Raw genomic sequence first — 18,977 nt, 5'->3', positions numbered from 1 at the left:
GCGATATTGATGCTTTGGACTAACTAATTGATTTAAACTTACCATTGTAATTTGATGCGCTGAAGACATTTGAAAACCTCGTTCTTTTGAGATTTATTATAACAAAAATTACCTCATCTCGTAACGGTCCCATAGGAATACGATCATCAGTATTGTTCTGCGTTAAGCAAAAAGACATAATTTCTCCTTTGTAATTAATTACTAAATGCAGTTAAAAACCAAAGAACCACCCTATAACTTTTGCCACTTTTGGCTATCTTATCAAAAACTTTATGCCGATAAATACGCCTGTTATGGCATAGGCTGAATCAATACAATATATGGCAGCTTTCAGCGTCAGCTTTATGCTTCACATATAGAGCTAACTGAAGTATCACAGAGGACTTAATTCTAAAAATCTGTTATAACTTACCAGAGTCGGAAAGTATTGTTTTAAATATTTTATTACACGCCCATGATAATAATCTTTAAATAGACCTCTTTCGAAACTCGTTCATGATGAGCAAATGCGAGGAGTATACGAAGCACAGAGCCGCAGCGTACATAAAGTACGTGAGGACTTGCGCATCGACGGCGTCGCCACAGTTGCCATCAGGAGTAGAGTTAGGAAAGAGGTCTAATGTACGATAGTAACTTAAATGGAATAATATTATAATTGTCATTATTTCACTCGAAGCCATTTTACAATAGCGGATTCTTTTACGGTTTGGGTTTGGTAATATACGATATGATTGATTTGGATAAAATTCCTTGCAAAAATCATCAATTTCGCAGAAAATATTCTCTATGAGTACAAGTATGATACTTCGGAATGGTTTAAGCTTGTACTCTATCATTAACCCCAGGTTGCTTCAACTCTCTTTGTTAACTTGCCTATTGTTAACTCTTACGTCGAGTTCAGGTTATTATTAATATTTCAATTACTCTTTATGTTTTGCTTTTTTACTTACGCGGTAGGTCTATTAAAGATAGAATTACTGAATTTACTCATTTGCATAACACCCTACAGCGCTTCTTTATCTCGTCTAATACAAGGTGATTTACTATAGTCTTAGTATGCGTTTGATTCTCCTCCATCAAGAAGAATATTTGCACCATTTATATGTTTTGATTTTTTGCTTATTAAAAAATGCACCAAATTTGTAACATCATCCAGAGATCCGTATGCCCCTAAAGGGATGGATTTAGCGTCGTTTCGCAATTGCGCTTCAAAAGTAATTTTATTATCGGAAGCTGTTTTAGTAATTTTATCACGATGAAATTTGGTTAAAATGGGCCCAGGAGAAATTGCATTCACTCTAATTTTACGCGCAGCAAGAAAGTGCATGAGATTTTTCACTTCACCAATCCACGCAAGTCTTATAACATTAGTATTGGGATATGCTTTTAGATAGTCTTTAGAACTATTACCCGAGATAATAACAATGCTACCATTATCTCGTATACTTGGTATCATTTGTTTTAGACATTCTAATGGAGCAAAAAATGTTTCATTAAATGTCTTGTTCCATTCCTCGAAGCTAGGAATATTATTTCTAGTCAATTCTGGCCTAGGACCTATCAAAATCACACTATCTAGTTGATTAAATTTGATGCTTTGCATAGATGCTCGCATTGCCTCGATATCAGAAAAATCAACTATGATAGTTAAAATGCTTGAACTTTGATACCTACTTAAAATTCGCTTTTTTAAGTCTACTAACTTGTTTTCATCTCTTCCAGCTAAAATGAGATCAAATTTTTCAGCGGCAAAATGAAAACTAAGCGCTTCCCCAAAAGCGCCAGTAGCCGCTGTTATCAAAACAGTATCCGCTCTTGCGATTGCAGAAAAGAGCGAGCATATAAACATCCATAATAATATAAATTTTCCCATATATAGTAGTTTTTGCAATTATGCTAATTCAATTTACTTTACTATAGTAATTGACAAAAAAGCTATAGCAATGATTTAAGAGAAAAAGTAGTAGCATATTTAGAAGCTGGGAATAGTTATGACCAAGCACCTAAATTATTTACAATAAGTAGACCTCTTTCCTAACTCTACTCCTGATGACAACTGTGGCGACGCTGTCGATGCGCAAGTCCTCACGTACTTCATGTACGCTGCGACTCTGTGCTTCGTATACTCCTCGCATTTGCTCATCATGAGCGAGTTTCGAAAGAGGTCTAGTGTATCAGCAATAGGAAGGTGGTACCAAAAATATAAAAAAGAAGGCAATTATCTCGCAAAGAAACAAGGTGGTTCAAAAAGAAAAATTGATCTAGAAGCACTTGAAAACTACGTAAATTAAATGAAAATATGACATTGAAAAAAGTTGCCCAAAAATTTGGAGTAAGTATTTTTACAATAAGTTACTGGTTAAAAAATCTAGCCTGAATATTGCATCAAAAGAAGAAGACAAAGCCCTTGTAAAGCAGTATAATATTGTTACTGCAGCACTATTATTTAAAGGATTTTGCTATGACAAATTGTATACTATTATAGTAACGAATTTATTAGGCGATCCAGAGGCTTTATATGGATAAAGTTTATTGTGCCCGCGGTAATATGGAAAACCGGATAAAGGAACAGCAATTAGAACTATTTGCGGATCGTACTTCCTGTTATAAATGATGGGCTAATCAATTTAGAATGCTTTTATCAGTTCTCAGTTATACCTTGTAGAATATATACGTGATAAATTCCTACAAGGCAGTGAATTAGCAACCGCTCAGGTGGTACAATACGATTAAAATTATTTAAAATAGGAGTGGTAATTATTCGTAATACTAGGCGCATCAAGTTTTATTATCTTCATCGTATCCTTATCAGCATCTATGGCAAACTATAATGAAGAAATTAGCTTTGGAATAAGTTAAGTTAATTTAGCGCTGTCCCTGGCGCTTATAGAAAATGGGGTAAGGGGTTATTACGTCTAAAATCTAAAAATAATAGATTGGAAAGTGCTTTTTAACACAAATTTTGTGCAAGATGAGGTGTGAGCATTAACACCCTTCAGAAACTTATGCTTAATTCTACCATCATGCAATATTCAGGTTAAGATCTTTCGATCTTACGCTCGCATTTATTTATTGTTTATATTTAGTTAGGCATGATGTGAGGAGGTGTAGAGAGAGGATTGACTAGGTGCGCTTTCCGTTATAAAATTATCTATACAATGGCGCGTTCTTTCTCATAAAATAAAGTGAGAGTTGCAAATGGTTGCTGGAAGTATTAAATTGTTTTTTAATATTTTTCTTAATGTTGGATAAAATTGGAAGCAGTAAGTTAATTGAGGTAATGACAAGATGAGTAACATGGTTAAGATGGCCGTGCAAAATGCGAAGCGAAATAGCGAAATATTTCAGCGCAGTGAGCAAGAGCAAATTAAAAGACATGAGACAGAAAAAAGGGAATTAGAAAGAGTAGAATCAGGTGCTAAAGGGATACATACTATTACTGGCGCGGTTGGATCTGATCAAGAAAAATGTTGGAATGCGCTGCAGGCATTAGCGCTCGCAAAGAAGCCAGAGTCGGAGTTGGCGTTGTTGAATTCCAAGAAAGAGTTATATAGACGAGACGGGGTGACGGTTGCTCCTGCCAAAGGTGTGGGTATAGATAGTATACAGCCATTTACTATTAGCGCGATTAGTGCTAGTAAAGATGCTGTTTTTGATTTTGCAGGACATGTGTTTGGTACATATGACTGCTGTATGTCGATAGATGGTAAACAGTTTCATGCAGAAGGGACGCTACAGCAGATTGCTGAGGCATTTAAGCAAGATAGAAGGTTTATCGATTTAGGCGCTTCTGTTGCTTGTACTGTTGATGCTAATGATGGTAGCAAAGTAGCGCTAAAGATTATCTCCGCGGAGAAGGGTATACAAGTGTCTTGTACAAGAATAGGAATAAGTGACCAAAAGCAGCGTGATGCATTTGCGCGAGCTCAAGGGCTGCGAGAGCTGAGTGATGAGCTGTCTGAGATAATGGATATATATGGGGGGGGGATATCTCGATTCCTCTCAAATCCTAAGAGCAAGATAGATGGCGAAGCATTAGACGGTGAGATGGGAGAGCTTTTTGCGAAATGGCTAGCTGTAGATAATGGGAGCGATGCTTCTGCTGCTCTTCGGAATTTTGCCAACTTCTACAAGATAGAAGGGGTACGAAAACGAAAAGAAGCTGCGCTAGAAAAGGAAATGCGCCTTCTACAACAATTCTTAAGAGAGAATGCTGCATTTTTTACTCAATCCCACGAGACCTTTTTAGCTGAAGATGGTGGCATGCAAAAAATGAGAGATTTTATAGACTCGCTTGAAGGTTTGGATGCAGATGTTGTGCGAGAGTACGAATCAGTTCTAGAAGAATTAGCGGACGCAGCAGCTGCGCGACAAGATGCAGCGGACAGATTGGAGGCGCTGGAAGGAGACAGGAAGCTGATGGCGCAGGAGGCGTTGCAGATTCTGGATGCGAATGGGCCGAATGAGCTGGATGAGCTGGATAGGCGGCTGGATGGGCTGGATGGGCTGGATGAGCGGCTGGATGAACTAGCGATGCTAGCGCTACAGTGGCAGGATAAGCTGGGATCGATGAATGCTGACGCTGTGGCTGTTGCGCGGGCGCTGCATAAGGCGCAAGCAGTGGACAGCGAGCGCATGTGGAAGGGCGCGCAGAAAAAGGTTCTGGAATTTTTTCGTGATAATCTATCAGAATGCACTGATCTAGTCAATGCCTCGCAGGCAGCGCATAAGGAGCCCGTGACGTTTTGCGCACTAGAATATTTCAAGCAAATGAAGGACGCGAGCGCCGGGCTCTCTGATGCTACTGAGATTCAAGAAGCAGAAGATGCGGTAAAGTTTCCGCTGCTGTCTACAACCCCCCTCGGCACTCTTGCCGTAACTCTCAAGTCGGTGTTCCAACAAATGCAACAGTATATAGAGCGGAAGACCTACTCATTCTTCGTGGCTGACGAGAAGAATGTGTACGATACTTACGAATCTGCAAAAGGGCAAGTGACTGTGAATGTAGATGGTGAAGAAAAGATCCTTCCAATTGGTGCAAATGGAGTAGTAGAGGTATCGGGTGTGGAAATTACTGTTGCCAGGGGTTTTCGCGACTTTGGTCCAATTGAAGTGACGCCTCAAAGTTCTATGGCTGAACTAGATCCGATTCTAGATGATGTTAGTAAGTATACAAATGATTTTTATAATCGCTTGACAAGCGCTATAAGTGATCTTAATGAGAACATCAAAAAGCTTAGGGATGACGATGAGCAGATGTTAGCTGGTGAGAATAGGCCGAAATACACTCATTCTAAAACCACTTTCGAGATGGGGCAGTTGCGTGCGAAATATTCTGAAATGCAAAAAAAATTAGAAGATCAAATGCGTGCTTTATGCTTACGTCCGAATTCTCCCTTTGCTTATCATAATGGTACGTTGAGATTGACAAAAAGCAATGACGCTAAAGCTTTATCTACTTTTATTGCCTCGTTACAATCTTCTCGAGTTGTTGCAGAAGTTGAGGTGTCATCGTTGCCTGGGGTGCGAGTGAGTGTTGGCGAGGAGCTCAAGCGACACTTACGGTATAATCGCGGAGAAGTGTTTGCGTGCAAAAAAGAAGACAAATTCGAAGTGTATCTTGCTGGAGCGAATGGTAAACCAAAGGTGTCGCTTGGTATTATTACAAAAAATGGTTTTGCCTCTGCTATAAAGGATATGTTTGATATTAAAAATTGTGATTACTCCGCTGTACAGAAGTTGCTTTCCGATGGAAAAAGTGAGATGAGGATATTTAATATTGCCGTGCGTGATAGCGTGCCAATGGGTAAGAGTGATAAAATACCTTTCGCTGTAGACTTGAGGTCAATACACGCAAGGGCAAAAAGTTTAGACGAGATCCTGCGCAGGAAAAGAGGAGTGATGCTCGCTAAACATGAACGCGCCGCGCGGGAGATGAGAAAAAGAAGATACAAAATAGAGCAGATCAACAGTAGAATATTGATGCAGGCTTCAGCTATGCAATCCTTAACGGGCGATTCTTAATAAAGCATGATCTATTTCATACTTGGTTACTTTATTTAACGAAAACAGGAAGATTTGATGAACATAATTTGATGAACATATCTTTCTATCAGTGTCATACTGGGCAGGAGAAAACAATTCTAGGTTTGGTTACCAAAGCTTATCAAGCTAAAATTAAAACTCTCCTGCTTACCGATGCTGTAGCTGGTAGAGGTTTGGATGTGATGTTATGGACTACCCCGCGCACTCATTTTTTACCGCATGCTACTTGCGCAGATCCCTTCCCAGAAAGACAACCAGTGCTGATTACGTGGTCTCGGATGAATCAGAATCATGCTGAATGTTTGATTGTTGGCTTAGATTGGTTGTTTTCGCAGTATAACACCCCTGCCTCGCCTCAAGACTACAAGGAAGTCGAGGGGTTGACACGTTTCCTTTTTGAGTTTAAGAAAATTATGATAGTGGGGTCGCATACTCAAACCAGCGATTATATTCAACGTTCGTTGCGTAGCTCTGGTGTTTCTTATAAAATATACGCAGAACAGAGCGGTGGATGGGTGAGTAGTGAGGCAAATTCAGTTTGTGTGACGGTCTAATATTTAAGAGCGCAGAAAAAGCTGCTATCAATAGATCGATAAACTTCTTCAAAAAAACTCTACTACTTCACGCCAACTGTGGCGGCGCTGTTGATTTAAAACTCTCACCTACCTTATATGTGTTCGAAGTTCTGCGCTTTGTATCTTCCTGCATCAATGCGCGAGTTTTAAAAAGAGGTCTAATAGATCTCTCGTGGGACTTAGCCAGGAACTTTTTATGCGGGGGTTTAGGGAATATGGCGGTAATTTAATATATAAAATATTCGACTAAAATAATAACATAGTATTCAACTAAGATACTGATGTGAAGGTTTAGAATCTACAGCAATGGCGCGCTTGCTATCAGGAGTAGAGCCTATGCAAGAGGCACGATGAAAGAATATGCAAGAGGTGTGATGACTAGAGAAACTGTTAGATTGCTAGGATTGCTTGCTCGCCTCATATCTTTTAAATCCATTACTCCTAATAGCGCAGGTTGCATTGAGTATATAGCCGGCTTATTGGCCTCTCATAATTTCCGCGTTATTATTCAAGAATCCCATCGAATACCTAAAACAACAAATCTTTACGCCTTCTGTCCGCTCAGTGTTATTACTTCTTATCAGCAAAAGTTAGGCTATATTGATTGGCGCGATTGGCATGAACAAGAAGAGGGGGGGCGAGATTTTGAAGATACTAAATGGTGGGAGTTTAAAAGTAGTTCCAATATGGAGAGTGGAGATTTATCGGAATTGAATCCGAGCTACTTTAATTTATGCTTTGCTGGGCATGTGGATGTTGTGCCTGCCGGTGATGCGGCGTTATGGCCGGCTGATCCGTTCGAGTTATATCAGGAAGATGGCATATTGTATGGCAGAGGGATGGTAGACATGAAAGGAGCGATAGCGGCAGCAATTTGTGCAGTTTTTAGAGTACTGGATTTACTGCGTGATGGTAGTTTAGACGATGCGCATGGTCTACGAGACTTGATGATTAGTTTTTTGTTTACTTCTGATGAGGAGGGGACTGGGGAGTATGGTTTGCGCAAGATGCTGTCGCTAATTAGTCATTTAGGCTATACAATAGATTTGGCTGTTTTAGGTGAGCCTGCGAGTAAGAATGATATTGGTGATTTAGTTAAGATAGGAAGGAGAGGAAGCGCGAACTTTGACTTGATTATTTATGGTATGCAAGGGCATGTGGCTTACCCGGAGCTATGTGTTAATCCTAATGCTATTTTGGTAAAATTTTTAAATGCATTGGTGGTTAGTAAGTTGGATGAGGGGTGCGAGTTATTTCAGCCATCAAATTTAGAAATTACTTCTATTGATTGCAATAATCATCTCACGAATGTAATTCCTAGTAGTGCTAGGGTAAGGTTTAATATCAGGTTTAATACCTTACATACGCATCAATCTCTAAAAAGTTATATCGAGGATGAATTATTGCGTTTGGCGCCGGGTATTAGATATGATCTTACTTGTAGCTCTAATCATTTTGCTTTTGTGCAGGATATGGGGCTTGAACTTATGCAAAAGATATTAGCTATAGTTCAGAAGAAGACTCGCGCCTCTTTTTCTACGTCTGGCGGCGTTTCTGATGCTTGTTACATTAGTGCTTATTGCCCTGTGGTGGAAATTGGATTAAAACATGGTAGTGCTCATAAACCAGCGGAATGCGTTAGTTTGAAGGATTTGGAGGAGTTGGTGGAAATATACTCAAATATTATCTTGCAAATTCATTAGAGTTGAAAATATTTGTTAAAATCAAAAAAGTTTATATTAAAATGCTCTAATGCTTCTTGATGGTTCGAGGGAATTGGTTGGTTCTGATATTGCTCATCAAATGCGTTACCATAAATAGGAAAAAATTTGTGGATATCATGATGAGGTTCTAAAATCATTTTCTCTATTGCGCGCAGTATTGCGCAGAGCACTGAGTAGATGTTCGAAGAGGCACTTGGCACTCTATGCTCTATTACGGTTTGAGGGAGATTTGTGTTTATTCTAATGGCGACGCTGCGGTTATTTTTGCCGTAAGCTATGTGCGTTGGGGCCATGAACTTATAATCTAATCTACTATACTCATTCTCGCTTTCCATAAACAATAATAAAGTTTGTGTTAAAAAATAACATAATGTTTTTGCGCATGCATGCACAAACTCTTCGTCATTATTTTCTACAAAGCTAAGGTTAATATGCATGCCATTGCCATAATCATCAAGAAATGGCTTGGGGCTAAAATCCGCTACTCCTTTATAAAGTTTCGCATAATACATAATTTGTTGTTTTGTTGCGTTCACCTGATGTACTAACTTAATGAGATTAGTTGTTGGTGGAAAGTTTAATTCAAATTGGTTCTTTCCTTCCTCTTTAATTATCGGCATAGCAATTAATTTACTTAGTCCGGCAATTGCTATATGTTGGCTTAAGTAAAATTCCAACTCCACGCCGATCATAGGGGTTAATTTATGTTCGTTTGCGAAGCGCGATTGTAAATGCTCTAAATACCTCTTCTCTTTTAGAATATTACTAATATACTGAAAATGCATGATTTTTTTCGACATAAATTATGAAGTGTAGCATGTTAAATACGATAGCGATTGACTCAATTTTATTGCATAAGGTAGACAAGACACAAGTGGCTAGTTGCAGTTTGCGGAAATGCTTAGGAAATATAGATTACGTATTACTTGAGCAGATACATAGTAGCAACGTTGTGTGCATTAATTCTCATAATGAGGCGCGGAGTTTAATGAGGAGTGATGAGGATGGCAAGATATTGCTTTCACAAGGAGATGGGTTGATTAGCACTGTACCTGGGCTTTATGTATTTGTGCAAACGGCAGATTGTGTGCCAGTTTTATTAGCAAACAAACGTGGAGAATTTGTTTGCGCATTGCATTGTGGGTGGAGGGGAGTTTATGATGGGATTATTGGTAATGCTTATAGTTTACTTAAAGATTTTCATGAGACTATTGCGTGGATAGGTCCATCAATCAAGCAAGCATCGTATGCTGTGGATAGTGCTTATCGAGAGAATTTTTTAGCGCTTGATTCTGAGTACGATAAGTTTTTTGCATATAACAATGTCAATAGAAAGTATTATTTTGATTTGCCGGGGATTGTAGAGCATCAATTGAGATTATATGGAGTGGATGATATCTCCGTTTCCCAAGAAGATACTTATACTTCTAATATTTATCCTAGCTATAGGCGATGCAGCGAGGAAAACAAGGAGTGTGCGGAAAGGATTATTTGCGGAGTGGGTATTATAAGTCATTAGAAAAATATATGTTAAGGGCTAAGAGAGTAGTGAAAGATATTGTGCCACCTATATTAACACTGCGTGGTATAGAGCAGGAAGCTTCTGCGCCAATTAATATTGCATTAATTAAATATTGGGGCAAGAGAGATGAGGAGTTGAGATTGCCGAATAATAGCAGTATTTCATTGAGCTTCAAGAATCTCAGGTCCAGAGTATCATTGCGCGCAATTTTAGATGGTACTAGGGGTGAGCATAAAATTTTTCTAAATGGCCGCAAGGTGAGTGTGTTCAGTAATTTTTATCAACGTTTAGCGTCTTTCTTAGAATTGTTTGATATACCAAATTTTTTTGAAATACATATATCGTCTGATGTGCCGATAGCTGCGGGTCTAGCATCTTCATCTGCAGGTTTTGCTAGTATTGTTTTGGCTTTAAATGATATTTATGACATGAAGTTAAATCGGAGGCAGTTAGCTATTTTATCGAGAATAGGAAGCGGCAGCGCTACTAGATCTTTGCATGATGGTTTCGTGATGTGGCCAAGGGGAGAGGAGGAAGATGGAAGTGATTCTTATGGCGTTGCTCTTAACTATAGATTGCCGCAATTGCGTTTGGCGATTTTGTTATTGGATAGGGGTAAGAAAATGATATCGTCTACTTTGGGAATGAGTAGGGCGATGGAAAATCAGAAAGTATATAAAATATGGCTAGAGGAGTCTAGCGCAGATTTTCATCGTTTATGCTTTGCTTTGCAATCAGGTGATTTATGGGGGGTGTGCAAGATTGCGCAAGATAATTCAAATAGAATGCATGCATTAATGAGAAGTTGCGTGCCTCCGATAAATTTTAACAGCATGAATACGGTTAGGGCGTTAGAGCAAATAGCACGTATTAGGAGTGATGGCGTGGAAGTATTTTATACACAGGACGCTGGTAGTAATTTAAAATTACTTTACCATGAGCGGGATCATGATTGTTTAGTGCGAGAATTTAGGAATTTAATGCTTTGTGAAATTGAATAGTAGGGCTTTACTCATCTTTACAAAAATGAATTAAATATGAATTAAATAGTAGTGTGGTTTAAAAGTTATGTTTTTTGATGTTGTAGTGGTTGGCGCGGGTCATGCAGGATGTGAGGCGGCTGCTGCTGCGTGTAGAATAGGCGCGAGTACTGCTTTAATTACAGCTGATGTGGCTAATATAGGAGTGATGTCATGCAACCCTTCTATTGGCGGAGTTGGCAAGGGCACTATTGTGAGAGAGATTGACGCATTAGATGGTTTGATGGCGCGGGCAATTGATATGTCTGGCATACATTATAAGATGCTTAATAGAAGCAAGGGTCCTGCGGTGTGGGGCCCTAGAGCGCAGGCTGATAGAATATTATATAAAAATGCTATTACTTGCTTGCTCAATCAATATTCTGTATTAGATATTATAGCGGCGCAGGTAGAAGATATTAGCATTGTAGATGAGGAAGTAAAGGGGGTGATTTTGGCAGATGGCAGCCAGATATCATGTGAACAGGTTATTTTAACAACTGGTACTTTTTTAGGTGGTTTAATACATATAGGTGATAAGAGGCAAAAATGGGGTCGATGGGGGGAGAGAGGTTTCGATTCTTTAACGCACACTTTACAAAGATTAAAAATTAGAACTGGGAGATTAAAAACAGGTACTCCGCCTAGAATTTATGCTAATAGTATAAACTATGATGTTCTTGAAGTGCAACTGGGAGATGAAATACCAGAACCATTTTCTGAAATGACTAAAATGGTGATGGTGCCGCAAATTCATTGCTTCATTACACGCACTAGTCAAAAGACGCATCAGATCATTAAAGATAATATCCATTTGTCCGCGATGTATTCAGGGAATATAGAGTCTGTAGGCCCACGTTATTGTCCTTCTATTGAAGATAAGATAGTGCGTTTTGCAGACAGGCTATCTCATCAAATTTTTCTTGAACCGGAAGGTTTGGATAGTGATTTAGTATATCCAAATGGTATATCTACTTCGTTACCTGAAGAGGTACAAAGAGATTTATTAAAAACTATTAAGGGATTAGAAGATGCCAAAATTGCTCAGCCTGGATATGCTGTAGAATATGATCATATAGACCCTAGAGAATTACGTTCTAGTTTAGAAAGTAAAAAAATTCGCGGATTATTTTTCGCAGGGCAGGTTAATGGTACCACTGGTTACGAAGAGGCTGCGGGACAAGGATTGATTGCTGGTGCTAATGCTGCTTTACGTGCGAAAGGACGAGAGGCTCTGATATTAAGTAGATCTGACTCTTATATTGGTTTAATGATAGATGATTTGGTGAGTAAAGGCGTAAGTGAGCCTTATAGAGTTTTTACTTCTCGTGCGGAATATCGTTTATCATTGCGAGCGGACAATGCTGATTTGAGACTTACTCAGCTAGCTATTGATTGTGGGTTAGTTGGTGGGAAGAGGCTGGAGAGTTTTTTACGTAAAAAACAAGCATTGGATGATGCTCGATGCGTCTTGACAGGTTTGTCATTAACTACTCATCAGATAAAAGAGCATGGATATTCTATTGCTCAAGATGGTAGTAGAAAAACTGCCATGCAGTTACTTGGTTTACCCACTTATGGAGTAGATATAGTAAAGAATATATTTTCTGATTTAAATTATATTGATAGTAAAATTTTGGAAATCTTGAGTATAGAATCGAAGTATTCTAGTTATTTAGAGCGTCAGATGAACGACATGAAGTTATTTAGATTAGAGGAGGGGCGCAAAATACCTCAGAATCTAGACTACAAATCAATATCAGGTTTATCTAATGAAGTGATCGAGAAATTAATAAAAGAGAAACCTTTAACAATTAAGGAGGCTGCATTAGTACAGGGTATAACTCCTGCATCTGTTATTCGACTACTTATTTATTTAAAAGATTATAAAGTATAGACATTAGGTATATTACTGCTAATATTAATTTTATGAATGATACTAGAAAAACAAAAGTTTTATCTGTAGTAAACCAAAAAGGTGGAGTTGGCAAAACTACCACGGCAATTAATCTATCTACGGCTTTCTCGATTATGGGAAAGAAGACATTAGTGATTGATCTAGACCCTCAGGGGAATGCTAGCAGTGGATTTGGTATTGAAAAAAGATCGAGATTATCCACGATATATCACGCTTTGGCTGGGCTCGAAAGGATATCAGAGACTATTATCAAGACTAATGTAAACAATCTATGCGTAATATCTTCTAACACTAATTTGGCGGGTGCGGAAATTGAGTTAATTCAACTCAAACAGAGAGAATTTGTATTGCGCAATTTATTAGATCAAATAATACATGCATTTGACTATGTTATTATAGATTGTCCGCCTTCTCTAAACCTTTTAACTATCAACGCACTTACGGCATCCAATGGTGTGTTGATACCTATGCAGTGCGATTTTTTTTCATTAGAAGGTTTAACTCACTTATTAAGTACTATTGAGTTTGTACAGAAAAAATTAAATCAAGAGATAAAAATTTCCGGGATCTTGTTTACTATGTACGATAAAAGAAATAAACTTACAGAAGCGGTAGAAAAAGATGTGAGAGATTATCTCGGTGATCTTGTATATTCTACTACTATTCCTAGAAATATTAAGCTATCAGAAGCTCCTTCTTATGGAGAGCCAGGAGTAATATACGACCATAAGTGCCCTGGATCTGTTGCATATTTGGCATTGACTAAAGAAATTTTAGCAAGAGAATGAAATGGGAAAAAAAATAATGTTAGGCCGTGGATTGGAATCTCTTCTACGAGATCGTGCACCTGAGATAGAGCGTGAAAGTACTAAAAACCAAGAAGAAGGTGGAGTAGTACAGCTGGAGATTATGTCTATCAGTCCGGGACTGTATCAACCAAGAAAAAAGTTTCATGTGGAACAAATACAGGAGCTTGCAGATTCTATTTTAAATGTTGGACTGATACAACCAATTGTGGTATATCCGGTAGAAAATAAGCAATATAAAATCATAGCAGGCGAGAGAAGATGGCGTGCGGCTCAAATTGCTGGATTGACTAGAATTGATGCGATAGTTAAAAATGTTGAAAATGCCGAGATTTTAAAAATTTCTCTGATAGAAAATATTCAGCGCGAAGAATTAACTAAGATAGAGGAGGCGGAGGGGTTAATGAAGTTAATGCAAGAATTTCGTTACACTCAGGAGGAATTAAGTCAGATACTTGGAAAAAGCAGAAGTTATATTGCTAACATTTTACGTCTGAATCATTTGAGCCGTGAGGTGAAAGAGATGCTAGAAAATAACCAGATTTCTATGGGACATGCAAGATGTTTAATAAATCATCCATATGAAATTGATATTGCAAAATATATAATAGAGAATGATTTGAACGTAAGAGAAACTGAGGCTTTAGTGAAAACATGGCCAAATGTTAATCGTAATAAGCAAGTTAATCAATACGACACTTCTACTATCAATTACGATCCAAGAACTAACTTCAAACATAGGTCTAGCGGTAGTTTGGATAAGATTGAAGGTTTAGATGTTCAGCAGGATGAGAATTTAGTTATGCTGGAAGAAAACTTGTGTCAGATGTTCAGGACTATGGTAAAAATTAGACATAATTCTATAACGAACAGAGGGGCGATTGTGATATGTTACAGAGATATGGAGCATCTTGATCAAATTCTTGATAAATTAAAATGATATATAATGATTATTAAGGTACTCTTGCCTATTGTAGGAGTAAGTGAATTTGATTATTTTTGCCCAAAGGATTTTGATGTTCAAAAAAATCAAATTGTTTTAGTGCCTTTTCGTAAAACTCAAAAGATTGGTATTGTAACTGAGATTAATATATCGGCTTCCGTTTTTGTTTTGCGTAATATCATCGGTGTTTTTCCCATCTGTTTACCAGATGATCTGGTATACTTTATGTATAGTATTTCTAAATATTATCTAAAGTCTCCTGGAGAAGTAGCGCGTCTTTTTTTACCATTGAATCTGCAAATTAGTGATTTTGTAGAATACTCGCAGAGCGCACTACCTGCCGCTTTACGTTTAAAACCACTTTCTCTAGAGCAACAGAAAGTTGTACAACAAATCAACTCTTCCACTCTACCGGTGTTACTGTATGGAGTAACTGGTTCTGGTAAAACTGAAGTATATTTTCATTTGATTAAGGATGTTTTGTTAGCGCGAGGTCAGGTTCTGATTTTATTACCGGAAATATCTCTTACGAGACAAATTCTAGATAGATTTCAGGAGCAATTTGATGAAGTGGCGTCTATCTGGAATTCCAAAGTAACAATCAAACGCAAAAAGGAAATTTTTTACTCCATATTACATGGCGATGCGAAGGTAGTGATTGGAGCGAGAAGCGCGCTTTTTCTGCCATACAGTAATTTAAAATTAATTATTGTCGACGAGGAACATGATGCATCCTATAAGCAAGAGTATGGTGTGTTGTATAATGCTAGAGATATGGCTGTTCTTAAAGCGCATGCGGCAAGTTGTTATGATAAACAAATACGCACCCTTCTGTGCTCTGCGACGCCATCATTGGAAAGTATGTATAACGTGTATTGTGCAAAATATGATCTCGCGACCTTGTCTAGTAGATATGGTAAAGCGACTATGCCTGAGATACGTCAGGTTACAATGGTTAGTCATCCAAAATATAGTTTTTTATCGCAAGAATTGATTCATGCGATTCAACAAAACATTTGTAATAAACAGCAGACTCTTTTATTTCTTAACAGGAAAGGTTATGCTCCTATAGTTTTTTGTAAAAGCTGCTTAACAAAAATCGAGTGCGTTGGTTGTTCCGTTGCTTTGGGTTTTTATAAAAAGAAAAACCTGATGATATGTAATCAATGCGGATATAGTCGCGATGCTGAGTTATATTGTCATCAATGTAATACTCCTTTGTTTTTCTTAGGTTTTGGAATAGAACAGTTAGCTGAGGCGATAACGTCGCTTTTTCCAGATCAAAAAATTATTATTCTTAGTAGAGATCACAATGCATCTACGAAAGATAATATCTCAGCTTTGCGCAGTATAGCGCAGGGAAAGGCGGATATTGTGATTGGTACTCAGTTAATTACCAAAGGGTATCATTTTCCTGGTATAACTCTCGTGGGAGTTTTGGATTTGGACTTTTCTCTTGTTGGAGCTGATATTAGAGCTTTGGAAAAAACTTATCAGATGTTGCACCAAGTCGCAGGTAGGGCTGGTAGAAGTGATAAACCTGGTATAGCATTAATACAGAGTTATTTTGCAGACCAAAAACTGTTTAATATTTTAGCAAGTTCTTATGATGCTTTTGCTAAGTATGAATTGGAGCGAAGAATGCAAAACAAATTACCTCCTTTGATGAAGAGTTGTTTAGTGTTGTTCATGTGTAAGCAAGAGACTAATAGTAGAAATGCCGCGCAAACATTTAGGAATTTAATGAAATCTTCGAATATTTTTGCACTGCGTGTTTTTGGGCCTGCGCGAGCTACTATCACTAAGATTGACAATCATTTTAGATATAAGGTACTGCTGTTTTTTACTCCCAATGCACGAGTAAGAGAGTGTGTACAAAAACATGTGAATAATACTTTAAGTACAATTAGTAAGGTGGAGGTTAGGATAGATTTTGACCCGCAAAACTTTTATTAAATAACGCAACCTATCAATGCATGCGCGATAGGTTTTTATTTGGTGATATTGATAATGTTTGGTGCTTTGTTGACCTTAGAGAGCTTAGTAATTATAATTAGTTGCTGCAGTTACCAGTCTAAGATGGAATTTAGGAGCGAAGGGACTGTTCTTTAAAATAACATGAAACGCTGTACTCGACTATATATTTATCACGTTTTAATTTGACATATATGCAGGAATTGATAAAGGTGCGTCCTATAGTAGATAGGTTTTTTACTTATTATCTCAAACAACATTTTAAATCTTTATCTATAGCGATTGCTTGTATGATAATTAACGCCATCTGTACCGCTGCAATAGTAAAAATGGTGGAGCCTGTAGTGAATGATTTATTTATAACAAAAAGCAGTAAAATGCTCCTTATCTTCCCTGGTATTCTTTTTTGTATTTATTGTATCAAAGGTATAACGGAGTTTTACCAAGGTTATATAGTAAAGCTAATAGGACAAAGGATTCTGACTACTCTTCAAATAGAAATGTATGAGCATTTACTTTATGCTGATGTATACTTCATACAATCCCAGTCATCTGGTAAACTCATTTCGCGTTTTACCAATGATATAGTGTTAATGCGTAATGCTATTTCACACTTTCTTACTGGTTGTGCAAAACACTTTTTTTCAGTGCTATTTTTAGTGTTGTTAATGTTCAGACTAGAACCTCAGCTTTCTATTGCTGTATTTCTCGTTTTTCCAATAGTTATTTTATTAGTGCAAAAATTAGGAAGAAAACTTAGGATCATTTGTTCAATGATTCAAGAAGAATTAAGTAATTATACAGCCAGATTAGATGAAACCTTTAATGCTATTAGAGTAATTAAGGCATTTAATGGAGAAGAGATGGAAGCTGCTAGAGGGAGAAAAATTACTGATTTTATGCTAAAGCTATACCAAAAAGGAGCTCGCGCAGAGTCTCTCATTGGTCCGATTAGTGAAGTAGTGAGTGGTTTAGGTGTAGCGACGGTGATATGGTATGGCGGTTATCTCATTATTCATGAGAGCACAACGCCAGGAGCTGTGTTTGCATTTATTACTGCATTCGTTTCAGCTTATAGACCATTTAAGAGCTTAGTAGTTTTGCATAGTAATGTGCAAGAAGGTATTACTGCGGCAAAAAGAGTGTTTGATATTTTAGATATACGCTCTCAAATAACTTCTTCTCCTTGGGCAGATAGCCCGTGTTTTTCTAATACTCCAGAAATAGTGGTGCGCAATGCGTGTCTAGATTTGGGTTCAAAGAAGATATTAGATGAAGTGAATTGTGATTTTGTTGCTGGTGGTATAACTGCGATTATTGGTAGTTCTGGTAGTGGTAAAACTTCTTTAGTGCATTCTCTTATCAGATTTATGGATATTAATGGAAAGATTTTAATTGATGGATATGATATTAAGGACATCACTACTAAAGCTCTGCGCGAACAGATATCTTTTGTGAGTCAAGAGATCATTCTTTTCGATGGCACTATAAAAGAAAATATTTCTTATGCGCAGGATCATAGAACTCTAGAACAGATTATAGAGGCATCAAAACTAGCTGATTGTCATGAGTTTATTATGCAAATGCAGGATGGTTATGATACTCATATAGGCGCTAAGGGCTTTTCGCTTTCTGGTGGGCAAAGACAAAGACTTGCGATTGCAAGAACTTTTTTACGTAATAGTAATATTATGATTTTAGATGAAGCTACTAGCAGTTTAGATTTCAAGTCTGAGAGGAGGATTTTAAATAATTTACTCACTCTTCGTCGAGGCAGGACTACTATAGTGATTACCCATAGAACTCATGCAATTAAGTTTGTTGATAGAGTGATTGTGATGCATGGCGGTAAGATAGTGAATACTGGAGGTATAGAGTTGCTTTCTTATGTGCACTAGTTATATATAGCAAGTCTATTTAGCGCTAAGTTATTATTGAACTTTTATAGTAATTAAAGTTGGAGCGTCATAAGAGAGATGATATTGTCAAAAGAAGAATGTCAACGAGCCCATGCAGTTAAGATCTCGGAGATTGGTATTTATGAAATTTAGTATTATTCATAACCATGGCTTCTTAGGCTTTTTAGGTGAGTAAGAAAATAGATGTTGAAGTAGTGACCGAGAAGGACTAACGTCTATTGCGTTAAACATAGGAGGTGTTATGGATTCTACGCCGTTATGTACATTATTATAACATCAGTAATGGGTTTTGATTTTAAAATAACTAATTAATCGGGCGGTTATTTCTTGTTAACCTAAAAATGATAGCCGGAACAGGTTATTATCGCAATTTTTCCAACAAAAGGAATTGAGGTATGGATCTGCGACGGCTATACTAAATTAGCTTGAGGTAGCGTAAATTATATGATAATATGAAGCAAAAAATGCGAGCATATAGTATAGATTTACGTAAAAAAGTAATAAGTTTTATAAAAAGCGGTAATAGCCAAAA

Annotated in this window: 16 protein-coding genes and 1 pseudogene; 13 read left to right on the top strand and 4 right to left on the bottom strand. The window is 37.5% G+C overall.

The annotated features are described in order from the left end of the window. Nucleotides 1–194: 194 nt before the first annotated feature. Nucleotides 195–293 (bottom strand): annotated as a pseudogene (locus Sarmat_RS07320) (hypothetical protein); the annotation flags it as partial. Between the two features lie 202 nt (nucleotides 294–495). Here Sarmat_RS07320 and Sarmat_RS07055 point away from each other — a divergent pair. Next, on the top strand, nucleotides 496–630 hold the full coding sequence (locus tag Sarmat_RS07055; RefSeq protein ID WP_279611740.1) for a hypothetical protein: 135 nt from the start codon (nucleotides 496–498) through the stop codon (nucleotides 628–630). 421 nt (nucleotides 631–1,051) lie between these two features. Here Sarmat_RS07055 and Sarmat_RS02585 read toward each other — a convergent pair whose 3' ends face one another. Both Sarmat_RS02585 and Sarmat_RS02575 read right to left on the bottom strand, forming a co-directional pair. Then, nucleotides 1,052–1,801: an SDR family NAD(P)-dependent oxidoreductase gene (locus Sarmat_RS02585; RefSeq protein ID WP_202149289.1), complete on the bottom strand. Its 750-nt coding sequence runs from the start codon at nucleotides 1,799–1,801 to the stop codon at nucleotides 1,052–1,054. A 207-nt stretch (nucleotides 1,802–2,008) separates the two neighbouring features. Next, nucleotides 2,009–2,146, bottom strand: a complete 138-nt coding sequence (locus tag Sarmat_RS02575; protein ID WP_202149288.1) for a hypothetical protein — start codon at nucleotides 2,144–2,146, stop codon at nucleotides 2,009–2,011. Here Sarmat_RS02575 and Sarmat_RS02570 point away from each other — a divergent pair. The 5 genes from Sarmat_RS02570 (at nucleotide 2,145) to dapE (ending at nucleotide 8,323) form a co-directional block, all read left to right on the top strand. Beyond that, entirely contained in the window at nucleotides 2,145–2,291 is a 147-nt protein-coding gene (locus Sarmat_RS02570) for a DUF1580 domain-containing protein (RefSeq protein ID WP_202149287.1), read from the top strand. The genes Sarmat_RS02575 and Sarmat_RS02570 overlap by 2 nt on opposite strands. 227 nt (nucleotides 2,292–2,518) lie before the next feature. Continuing rightward, nucleotides 2,519–2,614 (top strand): transposase, encoded by a 96-nt coding sequence (locus Sarmat_RS02565; protein ID WP_202149286.1) that lies wholly within the window; start codon nucleotides 2,519–2,521, stop codon nucleotides 2,612–2,614. 674 nt (nucleotides 2,615–3,288) lie between these two features. Continuing rightward, on the top strand, nucleotides 3,289–6,024 hold the full coding sequence (locus Sarmat_RS02560; RefSeq protein ID WP_202149285.1) for a hypothetical protein: 2,736 nt from the start codon (nucleotides 3,289–3,291) through the stop codon (nucleotides 6,022–6,024). A gap of 71 nt (nucleotides 6,025–6,095) precedes the next feature. Next, entirely contained in the window at nucleotides 6,096–6,599 is a 504-nt protein-coding gene (locus tag Sarmat_RS02555; RefSeq protein ID WP_202149284.1) for a DNA polymerase III subunit chi, read from the top strand. A 371-nt stretch (nucleotides 6,600–6,970) separates the two neighbouring features. Further along, on the top strand, nucleotides 6,971–8,323 hold the full coding sequence (gene dapE / locus Sarmat_RS02550) for a succinyl-diaminopimelate desuccinylase (RefSeq protein WP_202149283.1): 1,353 nt from the start codon (nucleotides 6,971–6,973) through the stop codon (nucleotides 8,321–8,323). Here dapE and Sarmat_RS02545 read toward each other — a convergent pair. Next, the gene (locus Sarmat_RS02545; RefSeq protein WP_202149282.1) at nucleotides 8,320–9,144 is read right to left on the bottom strand and encodes a type I glutamate--ammonia ligase; all 825 of its coding nucleotides are present in this window, start codon (nucleotides 9,142–9,144) and stop codon (nucleotides 8,320–8,322) included. The genes dapE and Sarmat_RS02545 overlap by 4 nt on opposite strands. A 5-nt stretch (nucleotides 9,145–9,149) precedes the next feature. Here Sarmat_RS02545 and pgeF point away from each other — a divergent pair, with 5 nt between their 5' ends. The 7 genes from pgeF to Sarmat_RS02510 all read left to right on the top strand — a co-directional run bounded on the left by pgeF (nucleotide 9,150) and on the right by Sarmat_RS02510 (nucleotide 18,424). Next, nucleotides 9,150–9,863 carry a peptidoglycan editing factor PgeF gene (gene pgeF, locus Sarmat_RS02540; protein WP_202149281.1) on the top strand — a complete coding sequence of 238 codons (714 nt, stop codon included), beginning with the start codon at nucleotides 9,150–9,152 and terminating at the stop codon, nucleotides 9,861–9,863. Then, nucleotides 9,797–10,867, top strand: a complete 1,071-nt coding sequence (gene mvaD, locus Sarmat_RS02535; protein ID WP_202149280.1) for a diphosphomevalonate decarboxylase — start codon at nucleotides 9,797–9,799, stop codon at nucleotides 10,865–10,867. Before pgeF ends, mvaD begins: the two co-directional genes overlap by 67 nt. Before the next feature lie 67 nt (nucleotides 10,868–10,934). Then, nucleotides 10,935–12,782 carry a tRNA uridine-5-carboxymethylaminomethyl(34) synthesis enzyme MnmG gene (gene mnmG / locus Sarmat_RS02530; protein WP_202149279.1) on the top strand — a complete coding sequence of 616 codons (1,848 nt, stop codon included), beginning with the start codon at nucleotides 10,935–10,937 and terminating at the stop codon, nucleotides 12,780–12,782. A 32-nt stretch (nucleotides 12,783–12,814) separates the two neighbouring features. Beyond that, the gene (locus Sarmat_RS02525; RefSeq protein WP_202149278.1) at nucleotides 12,815–13,591 is read left to right on the top strand and encodes a ParA family protein; all 777 of its coding nucleotides are present in this window, start codon (nucleotides 12,815–12,817) and stop codon (nucleotides 13,589–13,591) included. Nucleotide 13,592: 1 nt separating this feature from the next. Beyond that, nucleotides 13,593–14,549, top strand: a complete 957-nt coding sequence (locus Sarmat_RS02520; RefSeq protein WP_202149277.1) for a ParB/RepB/Spo0J family partition protein — start codon at nucleotides 13,593–13,595, stop codon at nucleotides 14,547–14,549. Nucleotides 14,550–14,573: 24 nt separating this feature from the next. Further along, nucleotides 14,574–16,508, top strand: a complete 1,935-nt coding sequence (gene priA / locus Sarmat_RS02515; RefSeq protein ID WP_202149276.1) for a replication restart helicase PriA — start codon at nucleotides 14,574–14,576, stop codon at nucleotides 16,506–16,508. A gap of 212 nt (nucleotides 16,509–16,720) precedes the next feature. Next, complete coding sequence (locus tag Sarmat_RS02510; protein WP_202149275.1) at nucleotides 16,721–18,424, top strand: ABC transporter ATP-binding protein; 1,704 nt, start codon at nucleotides 16,721–16,723, stop codon at nucleotides 18,422–18,424. The last annotated feature ends 553 nt before the right edge of the window (nucleotides 18,425–18,977 follow it).

Source organism: Candidatus Sarmatiella mevalonica (assembly GCF_016751895.1).
In the GTDB taxonomy this organism is placed as follows: domain Bacteria; phylum Pseudomonadota; class Alphaproteobacteria; order Rickettsiales; family Rickettsiaceae; genus Sarmatiella; species Sarmatiella mevalonica.
This window is presented reverse-complemented; position numbering and strand designations above follow the sequence as displayed.

Bases quoted from the DNA above. Each gene is read 5' to 3' on its own strand.
- Sarmat_RS07055 (WP_279611740.1), top strand. From the start codon at position 496: ATGATGAGCAAATGCGAGGAGTATACGAAGCACAGAGCCGCAGCGTAC.
- Sarmat_RS02570 (WP_202149287.1), top strand. From the start codon at position 2,145: ATGAGCGAGTTTCGAAAGAGGTCTAGTGTATCAGCAATAGGAAGGTGG.
- Sarmat_RS02575 (WP_202149288.1), bottom strand. From the start codon at position 2,146: ATGATGAGCAAATGCGAGGAGTATACGAAGCACAGAGTCGCAGCGTAC.
- Sarmat_RS02565 (WP_202149286.1), top strand. From the start codon at position 2,519: ATGGATAAAGTTTATTGTGCCCGCGGTAATATGGAAAACCGGATAAAG.
- Sarmat_RS02560 (WP_202149285.1), top strand. From the start codon at position 3,289: ATGAGTAACATGGTTAAGATGGCCGTGCAAAATGCGAAGCGAAATAGC.
- Sarmat_RS02555 (WP_202149284.1), top strand. From the start codon at position 6,096: ATGAACATATCTTTCTATCAGTGTCATACTGGGCAGGAGAAAACAATT.
- dapE (WP_202149283.1), top strand. From the start codon at position 6,971: ATGAAAGAATATGCAAGAGGTGTGATGACTAGAGAAACTGTTAGATTG.
- Sarmat_RS02545 (WP_202149282.1), bottom strand. From the start codon at position 9,144: ATGTCGAAAAAAATCATGCATTTTCAGTATATTAGTAATATTCTAAAA.
- pgeF (WP_202149281.1), top strand. From the start codon at position 9,150: ATGAAGTGTAGCATGTTAAATACGATAGCGATTGACTCAATTTTATTG.
- mvaD (WP_202149280.1), top strand. From the start codon at position 9,797: ATGCAGCGAGGAAAACAAGGAGTGTGCGGAAAGGATTATTTGCGGAGT.
- mnmG (WP_202149279.1), top strand. From the start codon at position 10,935: ATGTTTTTTGATGTTGTAGTGGTTGGCGCGGGTCATGCAGGATGTGAG.
- Sarmat_RS02525 (WP_202149278.1), top strand. From the start codon at position 12,815: ATGAATGATACTAGAAAAACAAAAGTTTTATCTGTAGTAAACCAAAAA.
- Sarmat_RS02520 (WP_202149277.1), top strand. From the start codon at position 13,593: ATGGGAAAAAAAATAATGTTAGGCCGTGGATTGGAATCTCTTCTACGA.
- Sarmat_RS02510 (WP_202149275.1), top strand. From the start codon at position 16,721: ATGCAGGAATTGATAAAGGTGCGTCCTATAGTAGATAGGTTTTTTACT.